The sequence below is a fragment of the Paucimonas lemoignei genome, from assembly GCF_004342585.1.
Classification (GTDB): Bacteria; Pseudomonadota; Gammaproteobacteria; order Burkholderiales; family Burkholderiaceae_D; genus Paucimonas; species Paucimonas lemoignei.
In genome coordinates this window covers 314041-332287 of sequence record NZ_SLZQ01000001.1, presented here as the reverse complement: position 1 = coordinate 332287, position 18247 = coordinate 314041, and the positions used below count along the sequence as shown (strand labels likewise).

Sequence of the window (18247 nt, the reverse complement as noted above, 5' to 3'; positions counted from 1 at the left end):
GAACCCAGTAAAATTGGACGCACGAACCTTCAACCCACATCGATGCATGAGGTGCATACATGGACAGCCAGCTATTGAATCTGCCGCCATTGGATACGCTGCGTGGCTTTGTGGCCGTCGCGCGCCGAATGAGCATCACCCAGGCAGCCAACGATCTCTGCCTGACGCAGTCGGCAGTCAGCCGGCAAATCCTGGCGCTGGAAGACTATCTCGGCACACCGGTTTTCGTGCGCAGACACAGGGCGATCACCTTGACGGAAACCGGCGAGCGCCTTTTTGCGCTGGCTTCACCGTGGATGGAACGGCTGGCCGAGTTTACGGATGCCGTGCGTCATAACGACCGCGTTCCGCCCATTACGATTACCGCGTCGATTGGCGTGACCGCGTTATGGGTCTTTCCCAGGCTAGCAGCTTTTCAGGATGCCAATCCGTACATCGATGTCCGGGTCGCCGCGAACAATCGCGTACTGGATTTAAAGCAGGAAGGGATCGACCTGGCCATTCGCTATGCGCGCGAAGCCGACGTGCCTGCAGGCGCGATCAAGCTGTTCGGGGAAAAAGTCATGCCGATGGCAAGCAAAACGGTGGCCGAGCGCTCCTTCAAGGAGCCTCGATCCTTGTTGAACGAGGTCTTGCTGGAATACGACGAACCGCGCGCGCGTCCCTGGCTGCGCTGGTCCGACTGGCTGGCTGCTGCCGGCCTGGAAGACGCAAAACCCAGGTCTTACCTGCACTGCAATCACTACAATCAATTGGTGCAACTGGCGGTTGATGGACATGGCGTAGCGCTGGGGCGCGTTGCGCTTGTTCTTCCGATGCTGCTGGACGGGCGGCTCGTGGTGATGCCGACGGAGCGGATGGGAGATAGCGACTATGCGTATTGGCTGGTCGCGGCCTCGTCCGATGCACGTCCCGAAGTAGCGATATTCAGAGAGTGGCTGATCTCCCAGGTTCGGGAAACCGTCGATCAGATGGAGAAGATACTGCTCAAGAAATCCGCCTGACGCGCCGGTCTGAATTAACTTTCCCCGGCTGATTGCATCGGTCGATTGGCATGCCTGGTTCATATCCTGTACGCCCAGTATCTTTCCTGAAACGGAAGCACTGCCCTCTCCTTCCTTGGCGTAAGAACTCGCATTTAAAAAATGAATGCGACCCATTCAAAAATACCGTTTGAGCCGCTGCCCGTATCGGCATGTAATACCACGGCATATGAACGCTATCGACCCGAATGTTTACCCGTCAAGGAGAAAAGCCATGCCATTAGTGACCCTCACCGTACAAAAGCCGAAGTCGGCGCAGTTCAAGGATACGATTCTGTCGGCCGTCCATGCTGCCCTCGTGGCCAGCGGCGTTCCGGAGACAGACCGCTTTCACCGTGTGATTGAACTGGAGCCGGAAAACTTCCGTTTCAACGCCAGCTATCCGGATCTCACCAGCCCGAGGAATGAGGACTTCGTGATGATCGAGATCTTTCTATCCGTTGGCCGGCGATTTTCCGTCAAAAGACAAATCGTTCAAGACATCGTCGGCAAGCTCGGCGCTCATGGTTTTGAGCCCGAACGCGTCATGATCTGCTTCAACGAGACGGCATGGGAAAACTGGTCCCTGGGCGGCGGGCGCTTCTGCTACCTGTAAAACCGGCGCAGGATTTCAGGGCTAACGAGGCGGTTTGCATTCCAGATTCCAGATTCGAATGCTGACGTTTCAGCCTTCATGCTACAGGCATCAAGCACGTAGCGGAACACCGAAGAATGGAAACAGTAGAGAATCGTGGATGGCAGGTCCCAAGCCTTTCATCACGCTGAGGTTCCTGCACCGGCCATCGCCTGGTGAATGCGACGGTCAGTACGGAAAGGGACGCGCCTGACTCAGGCGAAATGCCGGCGCTTGAGGTTCCTGCGCAAATCCGGGCGCAGCAGTACCCGGGTAATGACGCGGATCGGCACGCCGGCAGCCGTCAGAAATTTTGCGGCATCCAGAGTGCTCTTATGCCGCATCATTTTCAGGCCGAGCTCGACCATCGCGCTCATGACAACGTTATAACGATTCGCTTTCGCGGATTTCTTTGCCTTGTGCTGTTCGCTGCGTAGGGATGTAAAGTGTGTAGAAGCCATAATTTCATTCCGAATGCAGTGTTCGGCCAGGTTGTTTGTAACATAGTGATAGCACCACGTGCAGAGTCCGAATCGTTTGATTAGGCTCAAAGGCGCCTGGTTAACAGAGAGTTCTCACAGCATATGTAGGAAGTCATTACCAAGATATGGAGCAATATTTGCCCAAATATTTCGATGCTCTCACGATCGGACACTTGCCCTGGTTGCGCATTCCTCGCCATATCGGAACGCGGGCGTGGACATGGATATGAATACAAGGCCGGAAACCTTTCCTTTTGCACCTTCAGTTTCCAATCCTGTGCCGTCAAATGCCAGAGTTATTTCGCCGCATTCTCGGAAGCGGCTGCAATCTGCCGGCGCAGGCGTTTCTCTTCCGTGTAGCGCAGCGTTGCATCGCGTGCCATTGCGGCCGAGCCGATTGTCTTCCCTGTCTCGTCCCTGATCACCGCAAAGCTCATGTCAACGTAAAGGGTCTGGCCGCTTTTATGCAAGGATCGCGTGATGCTTGAGCGGCGTCCATGCACGGTTGCGCCGCGACTCATGGCCTGACGATACCCGCGCCAATGCGCCTCGCGCAGGGACTCCGGAATAATCAGGTCGAGACTTTGCCCGATGGCTTCCGAAGCCGTGTATCCGAAAACGGCCTCGGCAGCGGGATTCCATAAGCGGATGACGCCGTCGACATCTGAAAAAATCATGGCATCGGCGACATCCCTGAAGATATCCTGATAAAGACTTGGCAAAACCGGGCCAGTTAGGGACGACATGGCGGAAGTCTCTTAAGCGCGTTTCGGGATTTCCAGGCCGCGTGCGACGGCGGGCCGTGCCACGAAAGCGTCCAACACTCGTTTCACTTCCGGGAAATCGGCAAAACCGACCAGCTCGCCTGCCTCATAGAAACCGACCAGGTTACGGACCCAGGGAAAGGTGGCGATGTCGGCAATCGTGAATTCGTCGCCCATGATCCAGCGGCGGCCGGCAAGGCGCTTGTCGAGAACGCCAAGCAGGCGCCGGGATTCGGCGACGTAGCGGTCACGCGGACGCTTATCCTCGCAATCCTTGCCGGCAAATTTATGGAAGAAACCGAGCTGGCCGAACATCGGGCCGATTCCACCCATCTGGAACATCAGCCACTGGATGGTTTCATAACGCGCAGCTGCGTCGGTCGGCATGCAGCTGCCGGCTTTATCGGCCAGGTAAATCAGGATCGCGCCGGATTCAAACAGCGCCAATGGCTTGCCGCCGGGGCCGTTCGGATCGATGATGGCCGGGATCTTGTTGTTCGGGTTAAGCGACAGGAATTCGGGCGACATCTGATCATTGCTCTGGAAATCCACCAGATGCGGCTCATAAGGCATGCCGCATTCCTCCAGCATGATCGAGACCTTGACGCCGTTCGGCGTGGGCAGCGAATAAAGCTGGATGTGTTCAGGATTTTTGGCAGGCCATTTCCGGGTAATCGGGAAGTCGCTCAAATCTGGCATTCTTACTCCTGTTTCCTAGATGGGTTTCATCAATAAAAAAATAGACTGCGAATAGACTGCGTTGGCGCCGGGCGCTTGTCGACCGAGGAATCCGGGAATGCGCTGTCTTCGCGTGGGCAAATTAAGCGGAATTTTCCGAGCCTTTCAGCTCAAGGAGATTCAGTACGTCATTCTCGCGGCCGGCATTTATCAGTTCAGCGGGGGTCTTGCCGCCCAAAGCTGCCTGTGGCGCCTCCATCCAGGCGCTGGCAGCGTCATCCGAACCGACAGCACTACGCACCTGGTGCATGACGGCGTAATAAGCCTGCGCCTTGCGCGACTGCGCCTCGAAGCGGGCGCGCAGCGCATTCATGCTGTCGGAAGAAAGCTGTTCGTTTTTACTCATGAGATTCATGCTAATTGGAAAGCACAGGCGCGGCCTGTTCTGGTCAAAATTTCTACAGCAATCATACTCGCGTTCGATCAAACATGCCGGCTAGGCGCCATTCAAGAACTAAGTAGACCTCAACATGTCGTATTTACAATATTGAATCCAGATACCGCTGTCTTTGCTACTGAAGGCGCTGCCAATACAAACGAAGTGCACGCGAGGCTGAACCGCATTACGACATGAAAGCCGAACAACTCCCGCTCGCCTCGCAGTTATCCGAGGAAGAAGCCAAGGCGACCGCCAAAAACGCCGGCTTGCGCTACATGCGTGACGACAAGCCGGGCATAAGCAGAAAAGCGGTCACGGATGGATTTCGCTATGTCGATGGCGACGGCAAGGCCGTTACCGACGAAGAAACCATCGCTCGCATCAATTCACTTGCCATTCCGCCGGCATGGACCGACGTGTGGATCTGCCCTTCTACAACCGGCCATATCCAGGCCACCGGCCGCGATGCGCGGGGCCGCAAACAATACCGCTACCATCCGCGCTGGCGCAGCGTGCGAGATGAAGTCAAGTATGAGCGGATGCTCCAGTTCGGCAAGATGCTTCCACTTATCCGCCAGCGGGTCGATGCGGACTTGAAACGCCCAGGCCTGCCGCGCGAAAAAGTGCTGGCGATCGTCGTCCATCTTTTGCGAGCGACGATGATGCGAGTGGGAAATGAGGAGTACGCCCGCCAAAACAAGTCCTTTGGCCTGACCACGTTGCGCGACCGTCATGTGCGCATCGATGGCAGTGAAATCTCGTTCCAGTTTCGTGGCAAGAGCAGCGTCCATCACGCCATCACGCTCGATGACCCGCGCCTGGCCCGCCTGATACGCCAGTGCCGGGATTTGCCCGGACAGGAGCTGTTTCAATATATCGATGAAGATGGACAGCCGCGCAGCATCGACTCAGCCGATGTGAATGATTATTTGCGCGAAATTACCGGCGAAGACTATACCGCGAAAGACTTCCGTACCTGGTCCGGCACGATACTGGCTGCATTGGCCTTGCAGGAATTCGAGAAATTCGATTCTGAAGCGCAGGCAAAGAAAAACGTCGTCCGGGCGATTGAATCCGTTGCCGAAAGGCTGGGCAACACGCCAAGCGTCTGCCGCAAATGTTATGTGCATCCTGCCGTCATCGATGCCTATCTGGACGGCACTATGCTGGATGCGCTGCAAGCGCGCACGCGGCAGGAATTGACTGAAGAGTTACATGCTCTCGGGCCGGAAGAAGCCGCCGTCGTCGCCTTGCTGCAAAACCGTTTGCAAATCTCGGCAAAGGCATCTCAAAGAAAAAAAGCCGGCAAAGGCGTGCGCAACAAGCAGCCCAAAGCAATTGCCAAGCAGAATGTTTCAGCATCGATGTAAAGTTTACGGGCGGGCTGATATCTACCAGCCCTTCCTCTTGCGCCCGCTTCAATCTTCCAATTCAAACTTTACTTAAAATTATCTTCCTCCGCGCTAATTTAAGTCGCATGACAACTGGAAAGATTCTGGTCAATTTCTGCGGCATTCATGTCGGATTTAGCTGACATCAAAAACCTGGCAACCGTTTTGCCATTTACTTTTGCGATGCGGTTTGAATCCATATGTAATCGCAAAAAAAATTCGGCACCAAGCAATAAACCGGATGCTTGACAGCATCGTCTTGCATCCGGATGCGATCCACACTGAAATCATCAGGAGATGAGAAATGGCGGGAACTGTCGCAAAATTGCAGGACTTCGTTGACACCGAGATCGATGACGTCAAATGCTATATCAATGAAATTCCGGCATTCGTCGAAACCGAAATCGAGCACCTGTACAACACCTTGCATTCATCCTTGCGATTCCTGCGCCTGTTTCGCGACGCCAAGCAGATCAGCACCTATGTCGCCTGGCGTGAATGGGAACGCGCCGTGATCCTGCTGTTCGAGATCCGGGGCAAAACTGTGCATGTGCTCAACGAGATGATAGAGCTGGAAGAAAAGGAAATTGAGCGCTTTGCCACCTACATCTTCAAACGCTTGCCGGATGTGCAGATCATCAGCTTCAAGGCGATCCGTACCACGCTTGATCGCTTTCCCTACCCGGTGCAAAAGCATAATGCCAAGGATACCTACCTCATCAACCTGCCCGCGACGCCTGAAGCGTACACTGCCAGCCTGCGCAAGACGCTGCGTAATGATATCCGCTATGACCTGCGCAAGATCGCACGGGATTTTCCATCCTTTAGCTCCCGTTTCTATGAGAAGGACGAGATACCGGAACCGATTCTCAAGGATCTCATTCGCCTGAGTGAGGACCGGATTGCGCAAAAGGCGGGGGATTTCGCCCACGACGAGCAGCAGATTATCGCGTTGGCCAGGCAATGCGGCTTCGCCAATGTCATGACCATCGACGGAAAGGTATGCGCAGGCACCATCAGTTACTTTATCGGATCGGGGTGCTTTCAGGAATTGACCGCACGCGATCCGGCTTACTTCAATTACAGTATCGGCACGCTGACGAATTACGTGACGATCTGCGAAGCTATCCAGCGCGGCAAGAAAAAATTTTCCCTGGGTGGCGGGCGGTTCGACTACAAGGAGAAATTGCTTGGCGTGCTGACCGATGCGGACAGGGTCGAGATATATCGATCACGCTCCGTCATGCTGATGCGTATTGATCATGCGATGAAGACGCTCGCTCAGGCTTATCTGCGACGGGCCAAAGTCTGGGTGCATACGAACAAGAATCACGCGGTGGCGCGTCTGATCACTCGTGCATTCAATTTTTTCACCGGCCTGGCGCAACGTCTGAGCCCGGCACGAAACAGCCAGATCCGCTAGCCTCGACAGAAAATAAATTGGCCCGTCAGCGCAATGAAGCTGACGGGCCTGTCAGGTTCCGGCAGGCGTGAACTGCCTCGGGGCAGTCCGCCGTTATCGCTTAATGAGAACTGCGATTGCCGGTGACGCGCTGAACTCCATAGCGCACGGCGTCTTTCACTTTGTCCCAGGTGCTGCCGGCATGGCAACTCACCCAGTCGCTGCGCAACTCAGGCTCGGCGTCGGCCCAGTCATGGCCTCTTAAGCGGTCGCTGTAGGCAATCGACGAACCATACCGGTATGCGACATCGTTACCGTGGAGAATGAAAGAATGGCACCCGTCAAGCCGATTGCCGGCTTGAGGAGCCATGTCCAAATCCTTGAGAAACAGATAAGAAACAAGCACTGCGATTAAGTTCCAGAGATGGCTGCCTGGTAGTGAATAAGCAAGTGAGAAGCGAAACTAATTGCTTAATAAAGAATACCAGTCATCACGCCAGTACTCGCCTTGAGTGAGCCATTTGGTCTACCCGAAGGTGACAGGTACTGACGAACAATGGTTCTTGCAAACGCCCGTAAAGGCGGTCGGGTGAAATATCCGTATCCACCCGCGGGGACGGCGCGATTGCTCGATGCATGTAGATGGTCACTGGCTGCGCTTGGCAAGCCAGTTCGATCTAGTCCACCGATTCGTCGGGAGTAAAACTCCAACGGGGACTCGACAGCAACACCAGCACGGATGCCATCGCAACAAACAATGACAATCCGACAGTGAAAGGCGCTTCCGCAATGCGTTGCGGATAAATTTTCAGGACGGCTCCCAGGCCGACGGCATTGCCGCCGGCGACCAGCACGGCAGAGGCATAGTCATGGAAACGGCGTGCCTTATTGGCGCCCATCGCCCATTTGGGATGGGTGTTATAACTTGGCAGGTTCTCATGCGCATTGTCGAGGCGTTCCAGCGCCGACATAAATCGCCGCAGGTTGGTGATCGCGCGTTCCGCTTTATAGTTGAGAAATGCCAGGCATAACGAGGCGACCGGAAAGCCGAGCACCAGCCATTCGGCCGGCACAGCATTTTTATCTTCATTAGGCTTGAGCGCGACGAGCGCGGCCAGCAGACTGACTACCAGCGTGACATACAGCGCCAGGGCATGCTGGCGTTGACTGATACGGGCATTGACTTCCTGGCTGGCGGCGATGAAACGGTAATTGGCGTCGACGGAAGATTTATGGGCCATAGGGAATGCTGAAATATGATTTGTGGTTTCAGTCCGGCATTCTAACTGAGTGCGTGCGTCCCATGCAGGCCGGAGCGGCTTAGGCAGAAGACGATCTAGCTATCCGGATTAGCGTGGCAAATCTGCCAGCTGAAGCTGCTGGGTACTGGAGCTGCCTCCAAATGCATGGAAGGGTTTGGTCGCCCCTTGACCTATCCGACGGGCGACCCTGATGCTGCCATCGAGCCGCTTTGCTTTATTTGGAGAGTGTCGTAGTCGTTGGCTGGGAAGTCGACATGGTCGTCTGTCCGCTTGAATAGCTTCCCGAGCTGCCCGAACTACCGGCACCGCTCGAACTTCCGGAATCGCCGGAGCTACCTGATCCGGAGATTCCGGAACTGCTTGAAGCCCCGGAATCGCCGGAACTGCCGGAACCACTCGATCCACTTGCGCTGCCGGATTCGCCAGATCCCATGCTCCCGCTTGTGCCGCTCGATCCGCTTGCTCCATCTGCTCCACTGGTGGCGCTTGTACCGCTGGATTCGCCAGAACCGCTGGAACTACTCGACGGGGTGCTTTGCGATCCGGTCGACTGGGTCAGGGATTGCCGCCTTGCCTGGGCCTTAGCCAAGTCCTGTTTTGCCTTTGCTTCGTCTTCACAAGACTTTTTCGCGTCGCCGATCTGCTCGCCGCAGCGAGCCTTGGCAATGTTGTATTGCGCATCGGCCTTGGTTTCCGCTAGCTCAAGCTGAGACTTCGGCGATGGATTCTGGCTGGCTTTCTGCTGGGCTTCCGACACTCTTTTCTGACCATCCGCTTCCGCCCTGCAGATATCCTTGGCATTTCCCTGCAAATTGGTGCAGCGGTCTTCCGAGGATTGTTGCTGTTGTCCGGAAGAGCCTGAACTATCGCTGGACATTTGGGCGTGGGCATTTGCCGATAGAGCAAAGACGACTGCGGCTGCAATCGTATTCAATTTTGCATTCATGGAAGCGCTCCTTCATTAAAATAGGAAATACCGTCGGCAAGGTCCGCGCCACGGCGACTTGGCGGAAAATTTCCGTCCAAATCATCTTGAAAAGCGAGCCTGCCGAAGCTTCGGCATTACTTCCATCAAAAAGTTTATCTTATGTTAAGTATCCCGCAGTGTGCCTCAGTGCGCAGTCCGCAAGAGGCGGGCGCGTTCACCGGGCTCCATGCTGCTGTTGGGGAGATTTTCCACGTCAGTCGCATCGGCCCGGCTTCCCAGTTTCATCGCATATTCATGGGTGAATAGCGAGCCGTAAAAGAAGATCTGCGCCGAGTAATAGACCCAGAGAATCATGATGACGACCGAGCCTGCTGCACCGTAAGCAGAGCCGATATCGGCGTTGGCAACATAAATGCCGATTGCGGTTTTCCCGATGATAAACAGTGTCGCAGTGATCAATGCGCCGACGATCACGTCTTTCCAGGCAATCTTCGTCGCTGGCAGGTACTTGAAGATCACGGCGAACAGCGCGGTCACGATGCCGAACGATATCAGGTGCGAAATCACGACGCTGATTATCTTCAGCGGCGATCCGTCTCCGCCCGGCCAGATGCTATCCATTGCGGCGAGTGCAGTACTGACGGCTAAAGAAATCATCAGCATCAATGCCACCACAAGAATGACGCCGAAGGACAGGACACGCTGCCGGATGACCGACCAGATGCCGGATTCCTTTGATGGCGGCACTTCCCATAACTCGTCCAGGCTGTCTTTCAACTCTGAGAAAGCGCTGGTGGCGCTGACCAGCACGAGGCCCGCGGAAATCAGTCCGGCGATGACGCCGGCATTCTCTTGCTTGGTGCCGGCCAGAATGGTCCGCACGCCTTCTCCGCCCTGCTCGCCCATCATGCCGGACATCTGCTGCAGCAACTGGTTACGCACGGTGTCTTCGCCAAAGAACAGGCCGGCAATGGTCACCACCAGCACCAGCATGGGGGCCAGGGAAAATAGCGTATACAGCGCCAACGCCGCGCCTTTACTCGACGCACGATGCGCCACCCATTCCTTGGCCGCCGATATGGCGATGTGAAAGAGTGCCTTGGGCTTGGACTCGCTGCGCAAGGATGCCACTTCCTTGTTTTTTTTCTGCGTTGCGTCGGAAAGTTCACTGCGCGCGGTAACGTCGGCCGCCGGCTGAGCGGGAAGCTGCCGTGTCCTGCGATTATCCTTTGATCCACGCGTAAGAACGACGATAAACGAAAGAAGCGCGGCGGCAACCTGCAGGGTACCGGGAGGCGTATTGCCACGTTCGAAATATGAGGATGTTTTCATGATCGGCAACGGAAGATTGGGTTGGGCTTTTGGCAACGATAATCGTATGATCACAAATGCACCGAAATCGTTTCACGCCAACTATGGGGCGACTTCAGCCGCTTGCGTACCGCGATGTCGATGACGCACTCCCATTGAGCCGTAGCCGCTCAACCGGATCAATCAGGATCGCGCCTGCCGGCGGCACATCCACTTTTACTCTTCGCGGAAGTCTTGCACAGGTTTGATTTTGGTCAATCGAATGATCCTTGCCGGCGCATTAGTCCGGAATGATGGAGCGCTATAAATATAGATCCCGATTTTCCAGCCCATGGAGGTGGACATGTCATTCAAGACCATACTTGTGCACGTCGATGAATCCAGGCATATCGACAAGAGAATCGATATGGCAATCAAGCTTGCCCGGGAAAACCAGGCGCATCTGATCGGCATGGCCACGACCGGCGTATCGCAGTACCTCTACGAGACCATGGCGCTGAGTCCGGGCGATACCAATCTGGTTCCGTACCTCGAAATCTTCCGCAAGCGCGCCGAGAAAGCGCTGGAGCATTTCAAATCGGCCGTGCAGCGCGCCGGCAATCTATCATTCGAAACACGCCTGGCCGACGATGAGCCGTCTGGCGGCATCAGCCTGTTCGGCAGATATGCCGACCTTGTCGTGCTAAGCCAGTTCGACGCCGATGAAGCCAGTCCTGCCAACCAGCCATACATGCCTGAATATATCGCCATGAATGGCGGCAGCCCGGTATTATTGGTCCCGCATTCGAGCATGGTGTCGAGTTTCGGCGAGCGGGTGCTGATCGCCTGGAATGGCAGCCCGGAAGCGAAGCGCGCGGTACATTACGCCCTGCCGATCCTGCAGCGGGCGAAGGAAGTGGTAGTGGTGTCGTATCTGCCTTCCGGCCAGGAAGAGGCTTTCGGCGAACGGCCGGCAAGCGAACTGGCAGCCTATCTCATGCACCACAATATCCAGGCACGAAACATCCAGGAGGAAAACATTTCGGATGTCGGCGATGCGTTGTTGTCGCTCGCCGCCAATCTTTCCTCCGACCTGCTCGTCATGGGTTGTTATGGGCATACTCGCATTCGCGAAATCCTTCTGGGTGGCGCTACCCGTAAAATATTTCAGTCGACAACGATTCCCGTACTCCTGTCGCACTGAAAATAAATTTCGCGCAATCGGTGCCCGCAGCGTTGTACGTTGCCCGCGCCTTTGAACCGAAGATGGCTACGCATTGCCGGCATGCGCTCCTCTACCCGTTTTCTGCTGCAGTTCTTCAATGCGTTTCGAGGCTGCGGCCTTGCTCAGGCTTTCATCCATTTCCTCGCCAGCTTCTTCGCACAAGGTACTCAGGTAGGAACGCTGCGCGCCTGTCATGGGCTCGTCACCGGTTACCCATTGATCCGGGTTCTTGACCATGTTGCCGTTCTGTCCATCAGTCTGCACATGCTTTTCCATCTGTTTTCTCCATAGCATTGACTACCGAGGAAGTTAGACAGAAAATACTGTATATATATCCATGTGTATCGCATCTTTGCTTTCCTTCGTTCATACCTTCCGGTCTTGCTCCGATGGAGAGATACCGTCAAAGCGCCGTCCAGTGCAGTCATGAAAGTCTTGCCCGATCCCTTCTATTACCTCGCGAATTTCCATCTTGTCCTGGACTGGATCTCCGCTCGCTACAGCGACTTGCTTCATGATGAGGAAAGCGCGTGGGTCGATGCTTTCAGGGCACTGCCGCAGGAGTCACGGGCCTTGCTTGTCCGGTTCGTCATGAGAAAAGGAACCTTGTTTCGCTCCCAAAAATTATCTTATGAAGAAATAGGATGCATACACGAAGCCGCCCGCCCGCTGATTGAAATTGGTTGGGTTGAAAATCGCCCACTGCTGAACGCGGAAGAGATTTGCGGCTTGCTCACCAAGCCTGAGCTCGCATCCTTATTGAAGGATCCAGGCAAGGCGCCGTCCAGTTCCAGGAAAGCCGAATTGGTGGAAGCCTTGCGTACGCGGGTTACTGCTCCGCTTCCATTCGACCGGTTGTTCCCGCAAAGCGACGAATGCATCTATCGCCTGTCGGACGAGGTCACCTCCTTTTGTGAGCGGCTGAAACTGATGTTCTTTGGGAATCCTTATCAAAGCTGGACGGAATTCGTTCTGGCCGACCTTGGCATATACCGCTATGAGCAGGTGCAGATCGATCAACAGTCCCGCGCATTCCAATCACGGGAGGATGTGGATGCCTATCTGCTGCTGAACGCCTGCCGCGAGCGTTTCGAGATTGGAGAAGAAGCGCCCGACTTGATCCTTTCCGAGCTGGATGACTTCTCCGAAAATCATTGGCTGGCAAACAAGCGAATGAAATTTGTTTACCAGGTCGCCTACCGATATGAGCAATCAGGCGAACTGGACAAGGCACTCGACCTATATCGCGCCTGCAGCTATCCCGATGCCAGGCTGCGTACGATCCGCGTGCTCGAAAAACTGGGTAATTTTCATGCTGCGTACGACCTCGCAGTGGCGGCGCAGGCGAATCCGGAAAATGACGAAGAAGCGCAAAAGCTGCAGCGCGTGATGCCGCGCCTGGTTCGCAAGCTCGGCTTGCCCAGGTTGCCTGCCGCTGCGGTTGTGCCATTCGACGAGTGGAATCTGCACCTGCCCTTTCCAGTCGGCTTGTCTTCGGTGGAAGAAGAAGTGCGCCGCCATCTGCACCGCACAGAAGCGCCGGCATTTTATGTGGAAAACTGCCTGATCAATTCCCTGTTTGGATTACTGTGCTGGGAAGCGATTTTTCTCGCCATTCCCGGCGCATTTTTCCATCCCTTTCATATCGGCCCGGCCGACTTGCACAGCACCGATTTTTATCAGCGCCGCAAGCCTCGGTTCGATGCCTGCCTTTCTCAACTTGATTCGCAAGAATACAAGGCCACGATCCTCGCCCGTTTCGAAGAAAAGGCCGGCATCCAGTCGCCTTTCGTATTCTGGGGAGCATTGAGCCGCGAGCTGCTCGACATCGCGATGGGCTGCGTTTCTCCCGACCACCTGCGGCTCTGGTTTCTGAGGATACTTCAGGATATCCGCAACAACCGCAGCGGCTTTCCCGACCTGATCCAGTTCTGGCCGAAAGAGAAACGTTACCGCATGATCGAAGTGAAAGGTCCGGGCGACAGGCTGCAGGATAACCAGGTGCGCCTTCTTCGTTATGCGCAGAACCATGGCATGCCGGTCGCGGTCTGCTACGTCGATTGGGAACAGGCTGCCGCATGAGCTATGTCGTCGCCGTACGCGAGCTGTGCGCCTTCACCGCCAAGCAAGGCGATCTGGATCTGCGCTTTTCTCCTTCTCCGACTGCGCTGGAAGGAATCATCGGCCACCAGACGGTGCAATCCCGGCGCCCGGCCGGTTATGAAGCCGAGATCAGCCTGAGCGGCGAATACGAAGACTTGCGCGTGCGGGGCCGTGCCGACGGCTACGATCCGGCAAAACACCAGCTGGAGGAAATCAAGACATTCCGGGGCGACCTGGACCTGATGCCGGAAAATCACCGGGTCCTCCACTGGGCTCAACTCAAGATGTATGGTTACCTGCTTTGCGAGCAGCGCCGGTTCGACAGCCTGAAACTGGCGCTGGTGTATTACGATGTCGGCAGGCAGAAGGAAACCCTGCTCGTCGAAGAACATGAGCGCGATGCTTTGAAAGCGTTTTTCGAAGAGCAGTGCCGGCGTTTCTTGGCATGGGCGCGGCAAGAGCTGGCACATCGAAGTATGCGCGACGAGATTCTGGCGGCGTTGCCTTTTCCGTACCCGGCATTTCGGGAAGGCCAGCGTCAGTTGGCCGAAGCGGTCTACAAGTCTGCCGGCGCGCACCGGCCGCTGCTCGCCCAGGCGCCGACCGGCATCGGCAAATCGGTAGGCACGCTGTTTCCGATGCTGAAGGCATGCGCGCATAAGAAGCTGGACAAGGTATTCTTCCTGACTGCAAAGACCCCGGGACGACAGGTCGCGCTGGATGCGCTGCGAACGATCCAGGGAGATCATCCGTCTTCGCTGCGCGTGCTGGAACTGGTCGCCCGCGACAAGGCATGCGAACATCCGGACAAGGCCTGCCACGGCCAATCCTGCCCGCTTGCGCAAGGGTTTTATGACCGCCTTCCTCCGGCCCGTGCCGAAGCTGTCACTGCCGGCGGCGACAGGGAATCGATCCGGTCCATCGCGCTGAAGCACGACATCTGTCCTTACTATCTTAGCCAGGATCTGGCGAGATGGGCAGATGTCGTGGTGGCCGACTACAACTACTATTTCGACAGCAGCGCCCTGCTGTATGCGCTCACCGTGGAAAACGACTGGCAAATCGGCGTGCTCGTGGATGAGGCACACAATCTGATTTCCCGGGCCAGGGATATGTATAGCGCCACCCTGAACCAGACACTCCTGAAAGCCAATCGCAACTCGGCGCCCAAAGTCATCAAAAAGGAATTCGACGGCGTGCATCGTGCTTGGAATGAATTGAATCAGTCCCAGAGCGGTACCTATTCGGCCTACCCGGAGGTTCCCGCCAGCTTTGATGGCGCAATTCGCCGCTTGCTGTCGGCGATGACTGAATATGTCGCCGAGAGCCCTGATGCGTTCGATCAGCCGATGCAAACCTTTTATTTCGAGGCGCTGCAATTTTCCCGGCTGGCCGATACTTTCGGCGACCACTCGCTGTTCGACTTGAACAAGACAGAAGACCAGGGAGGCCGTTCGACATCCAGCCTGTGCATCCGCAACGTCATGCCGGCACCGCACCTGGCGGACCGACTTGCCAGGCCGGCGTGCATGGTCTTGTTCTCGGCAACCTTATCGCCCTGGCATTACTACAGCGATATCCTGGGGTTGAAAGATCCTCTCTGGATCGACGTCGATTCGCCATTTCAGGCGGCACAGTTGCGCGTGCATATCGCAAAAAGCATCTCGACGCGATATCGCGACCGCACTGCATCCGCCGACAAGATCGTCGAACTGATGCGCAGGCAGTATCTCGACAGCCCCGGCAATTACCTGGCCTTCTTCAGCAGCTTCGACTATCTGGAACAAGTCCTTGCATGCATGGAATCGCTGCAGACAAGAATTCCGCTATGGCGGCAATCTTCAAGGATGAGCGAGGCGGAAAAACACGCCTTCCTGGCGAATTTCCAGCCTGGCGGACAAGGCATCGGGTTCGCCGTGCTCGGCGGCGCCTTTGGCGAAGGAATCGATTTGCCGGGCGATCGATTGATCGGCGCCTTCATCGCCACCCTGGGTCTACCGCAAATCAATCCGGTGAATGAGGAAATGAAACGGCGGATGGATGCCATTCTGGGAAATGGATACGACTATATCTACCAGTATCCGGGCTTGCAAAAAGTCGTTCAGGCTGCAGGCCGGGTGATCCGCACCAGCAGCGATAAAGGAACGGTTCATTTGATGGATGACCGCTTTGATCGTTCCGAGATCCGCGAACTCTTGCCGCGCTGGTGGCGAGTTTAGGTCAAGCGCCAGCGATTGCCTTTTCCATCCGCGCTTTCAACAGGCTCAGCAATTCATCGGCCTCATATGGCTTTGCCAGTATTTGCACACCGGAGATATCGATTTCCTTTTCGCTGTATCCGGTTGCCAGGATAATGTCGGTCGAAGCAAAGCGCTGCTGTATTGTCCTGGCCAGTTCGATGCCGCTGATCGAGCCTGGCATGACGATATCCGAAAACACGATATCGACCGCGACACCGCTTTCCAGTATGGCCAATGCTTCGCCAGCATTGTTCGCGCCGATCACCTTGTATCCTGCCTGGTGCATCAAGTCGGTGATAGTTTCCCGCACCAGCGCATCGTCCTCGACAAACAAGACAGTTCCGCTACCTGCAGACAGCGCAGTGGTTGGAGCCGTCGGTTCCGCCAAATCCGCAGTCTTGAAGGCGCGGGGAAGATAGATCGTGACTGTCGTTCCGGCGCCTTCCTCGCTTTCAATCGTCAGGTCGCCTTTGGATTGCAGCGCGAATCCATACGCCTGCGGCAAACCAAGGCCGCTGCCTTTATCGACCGATTTGGTGGTGAAGAATGGCTCGAGCGCCTTTTCCAGCACGTCCGGCATCATGCCGATGCCGGTATCGGCCACCGTGATGCGAACGTATTCCCCGGGAGGCAGGTTGTTCTTCAGCTCGTTCAAACTGTCATTGCATACCCGGATGCCGAGTTTGCCGCCTTCAGGCATGGCGTCGCGCGCATTCACCACCAGGTTCATGAGCGCCAGCTCGAACTGCGTCGGATCGATCGTTACCGGCCACACAGGCTGCTCGACATCCAGTCCGAACTCGATATTGCTGGGTAATACATTTTTCAGCAGTGGAAGCGCTTGTTCAATCGCCTGCGCCGGATTCACTGTTGACAGACTGGCTTCCTGCACCCTGCCGAAAGCCCGCAACTGGCTGATCAGATTCGTCGCACGCGCGACAGCTCTTTCGCATATCCCGGTAATGGAAATAATTTTTTCCTTGTCCGGCGTCAGGCGAATAAGCTGCAATGATGCCGTCAGCGTCTGGAGGACATTGTTGAAGTCGTGTGCGATGCCACCGGTCAGCCGCCCCAGCGCTTCCAGCTTCTGTGCCTGCAACAAGGCTTGCTGAGCGCGTCTTGCCGACTTGACCGCCTCGGCGACGCGATGTTCGAGCTCGGCATTGTTTCTGTCGATCTCTTCGCTGGCCAGCGCCAGGGCAGTATTGGCGGCATCGATCTCGACGATTCCCGAAGCGACATGCGCCACCTTGTTCCGCTGCCCCAGCAATTCCGCATTCCGTTCAAGCTCGCGGATGGGTTTGATCGTGCGAGAGGCAAACCATTTCGCTCCTGCCAACGACGCCAGCATGAGCAGCGACATCAATCCCGTCAACAGCATGGCGGCATTGATGGCGGGCTGGCGCAACTGGGATTGCGGAACGCTGAGGATCACGGTCCACTTCGAGATAGGCGCGCGATGAAAAAAAGCGGCGACCGGAATGCCGTCCAGCGTCTTGCTCCAGTTGGTCCCGCTCGGCATCCCGCTCAGGATTTTGTTCTTCAGACTGTCGGTGGCTTGCCTGCCGATGAATTTTTGCGGATCGTGCGTCCGGCTGATCACATGGGCACTCCGGTCGACGATCGTGCCGATCCAGCCTTTCGGAAAATCCTGTTGCAGGATCAGGGAATTGATGTGGCTTGCAGACAGGCTATACGCCAGATAGTAGCCGGGCTTGCCGGCGACGGTTACGGGAATCTGTACCTGGATGCCGAAGCGCTTCCTGACAGGAGAAAAGTACAAGTCCGACACGACGGTTTGATCATGCCGGGTCTTGTTCCGCTGCACCAGGAGTTGCGGAAGCACGTCCGGCGACGCAGCGCCATAGGGCACCTGGGTATTGATCAGCTGCTTGCCATCCAGATCGCTGAGCACGATCGAGGTATCCTCGGTCGGCGCAAGACGCAGGGCGTAGTTGTAGAACGATTGCAGATCGCCTTTTTTCAGGTCCGGCGATGCGGCGAGTGCGTGCAGCGTGCTTTCGCTATTGCTCAACTCCTTGTCGACCAGTAGCGCCAGCGCGCGGGCAGCTTCTCCCAGACTCTGCTCCTGCGCCTGCTTCTGTTCGGTATAGACGAACCACACCGCCACCACGCCGGAAATAAAGGCAGGCAGCAATACAGAAAGTACGAGCAGGACTATCCGGGCACGAATAGTCATTGGACGTCCGGAGATGGCGAACATATTTAGTACACTTGTCGGCGAATGTGGCCGAACAGCGATTGCAAGGTTGAATAGCCGACAGTGTAACGTCAAATGCAGTAATGGCTAGCTGCTTTATCAATCACGGACTGGGACACTCCGCCGTTTTCCGGCGGACGCACAGGCAACCGTTAAACTGGTTGAC

The 18247-nt window shown here is 56.0% G+C and carries 17 protein-coding genes; 7 read left to right on the top strand and 10 right to left on the bottom strand.

All coding sequences use genetic code 11. The features are described 5' to 3' along the window. Positions 1 to 59 precede the first annotated feature (59 nt). Positions 60 to 1004 carry a LysR substrate-binding domain-containing protein gene (locus EDC30_RS01460; protein ID WP_132256604.1) on the top strand — a complete coding sequence of 315 codons (945 nt, stop codon included), beginning with the start codon at positions 60 to 62 and terminating at the stop codon, positions 1002 to 1004. Between the two features lie 253 nt (positions 1005 to 1257). Next, entirely contained in the window at positions 1258 to 1638 is a 381-nt protein-coding gene (locus tag EDC30_RS01455) for a tautomerase family protein (RefSeq protein WP_132256603.1), read from the top strand. 233 nt (positions 1639 to 1871) lie between these two features. Here EDC30_RS01455 and EDC30_RS19385 read toward each other — a convergent pair whose 3' ends face one another. From EDC30_RS19385 to EDC30_RS01440, 4 genes are all read right to left on the bottom strand, one after another. Further along, entirely contained in the window at positions 1872 to 2117 is a 246-nt protein-coding gene (locus EDC30_RS19385; protein ID WP_165973689.1) for a hypothetical protein, read from the bottom strand. 317 nt (positions 2118 to 2434) lie between these two features. Next, positions 2435 to 2884, bottom strand: a complete 450-nt coding sequence (locus tag EDC30_RS01450; protein WP_132256601.1) for a PAS domain-containing protein — start codon at positions 2882 to 2884, stop codon at positions 2435 to 2437. Between the two features lie 12 nt (positions 2885 to 2896). Then, positions 2897 to 3601 (bottom strand): glutathione binding-like protein, encoded by a 705-nt coding sequence (locus EDC30_RS01445; protein WP_132256599.1) that lies wholly within the window; start codon positions 3599 to 3601, stop codon positions 2897 to 2899. 121 nt (positions 3602 to 3722) lie between these two features. Beyond that, positions 3723 to 3986, bottom strand: coding sequence for an MbcA/ParS/Xre antitoxin family protein (locus EDC30_RS01440; protein ID WP_243656605.1), 264 nt, complete (start codon positions 3984 to 3986; stop codon positions 3723 to 3725). A 224-nt stretch (positions 3987 to 4210) separates the two neighbouring features. Here EDC30_RS01440 and EDC30_RS01435 point away from each other — a divergent pair, with 224 nt between their 5' ends. Both EDC30_RS01435 and EDC30_RS01430 read left to right on the top strand, forming a co-directional pair. Beyond that, complete coding sequence (locus EDC30_RS01435) at positions 4211 to 5389, top strand: DNA topoisomerase IB (RefSeq protein WP_132256597.1); 1179 nt, start codon at positions 4211 to 4213, stop codon at positions 5387 to 5389. Positions 5390 to 5714: 325 nt separating this feature from the next. Beyond that, positions 5715 to 6833, top strand: coding sequence for a GNAT family N-acetyltransferase (locus tag EDC30_RS01430; protein WP_132256595.1), 1119 nt, complete (start codon positions 5715 to 5717; stop codon positions 6831 to 6833). Between the two features lie 100 nt (positions 6834 to 6933). Here EDC30_RS01430 and EDC30_RS01425 read toward each other — a convergent pair whose 3' ends face one another. From EDC30_RS01425 to EDC30_RS01410, 4 genes are all read right to left on the bottom strand, one after another. Continuing rightward, the gene (locus EDC30_RS01425) at positions 6934 to 7182 is read right to left on the bottom strand and encodes a hypothetical protein (protein ID WP_132256593.1); all 249 of its coding nucleotides are present in this window, start codon (positions 7180 to 7182) and stop codon (positions 6934 to 6936) included. Positions 7183 to 7489: 307 nt separating this feature from the next. Next, complete coding sequence (locus tag EDC30_RS01420) at positions 7490 to 8053, bottom strand: hypothetical protein (protein ID WP_132256592.1); 564 nt, start codon at positions 8051 to 8053, stop codon at positions 7490 to 7492. 235 nt (positions 8054 to 8288) lie between these two features. After that, positions 8289 to 9020 carry a hypothetical protein gene (locus EDC30_RS01415; RefSeq protein ID WP_132256590.1) on the bottom strand — a complete coding sequence of 244 codons (732 nt, stop codon included), beginning with the start codon at positions 9018 to 9020 and terminating at the stop codon, positions 8289 to 8291. Positions 9021 to 9185: 165 nt separating this feature from the next. Then, the gene (locus EDC30_RS01410) at positions 9186 to 10334 is read right to left on the bottom strand and encodes a YihY/virulence factor BrkB family protein (RefSeq protein WP_132256588.1); all 1149 of its coding nucleotides are present in this window, start codon (positions 10332 to 10334) and stop codon (positions 9186 to 9188) included. A gap of 322 nt (positions 10335 to 10656) precedes the next feature. On the opposite strand from EDC30_RS01410, the gene EDC30_RS01405 reads away from it, so the two are divergent. Continuing rightward, positions 10657 to 11496 (top strand): universal stress protein, encoded by an 840-nt coding sequence (locus EDC30_RS01405; RefSeq protein ID WP_132256586.1) that lies wholly within the window; start codon positions 10657 to 10659, stop codon positions 11494 to 11496. Positions 11497 to 11562: 66 nt separating this feature from the next. Here the strand turns inward: EDC30_RS01405 and EDC30_RS01400 are convergent, their stop codons facing one another. Further along, complete coding sequence (locus EDC30_RS01400; RefSeq protein WP_243656604.1) at positions 11563 to 11793, bottom strand: DUF3072 domain-containing protein; 231 nt, start codon at positions 11791 to 11793, stop codon at positions 11563 to 11565. 150 nt (positions 11794 to 11943) lie between these two features. Here EDC30_RS01400 and EDC30_RS01395 point away from each other — a divergent pair, with 150 nt between their 5' ends. Further along, positions 11944 to 13599, top strand: coding sequence for a VRR-NUC domain-containing protein (locus EDC30_RS01395; RefSeq protein WP_132256582.1), 1656 nt, complete (start codon positions 11944 to 11946; stop codon positions 13597 to 13599). Next, the gene (locus EDC30_RS01390) at positions 13596 to 15839 is read left to right on the top strand and encodes an ATP-dependent DNA helicase (RefSeq protein ID WP_132256581.1); all 2244 of its coding nucleotides are present in this window, start codon (positions 13596 to 13598) and stop codon (positions 15837 to 15839) included. Before EDC30_RS01395 ends, EDC30_RS01390 begins: the two co-directional genes overlap by 4 nt. Before the next feature lies 1 nt (position 15840). On the opposite strand, the gene EDC30_RS01385 is transcribed toward EDC30_RS01390, so the two are convergent. Beyond that, positions 15841 to 18060 carry a hybrid sensor histidine kinase/response regulator gene (locus EDC30_RS01385; protein ID WP_165973688.1) on the bottom strand — a complete coding sequence of 740 codons (2220 nt, stop codon included), beginning with the start codon at positions 18058 to 18060 and terminating at the stop codon, positions 15841 to 15843. Positions 18061 to 18247: the final 187 nt, after the last annotated feature.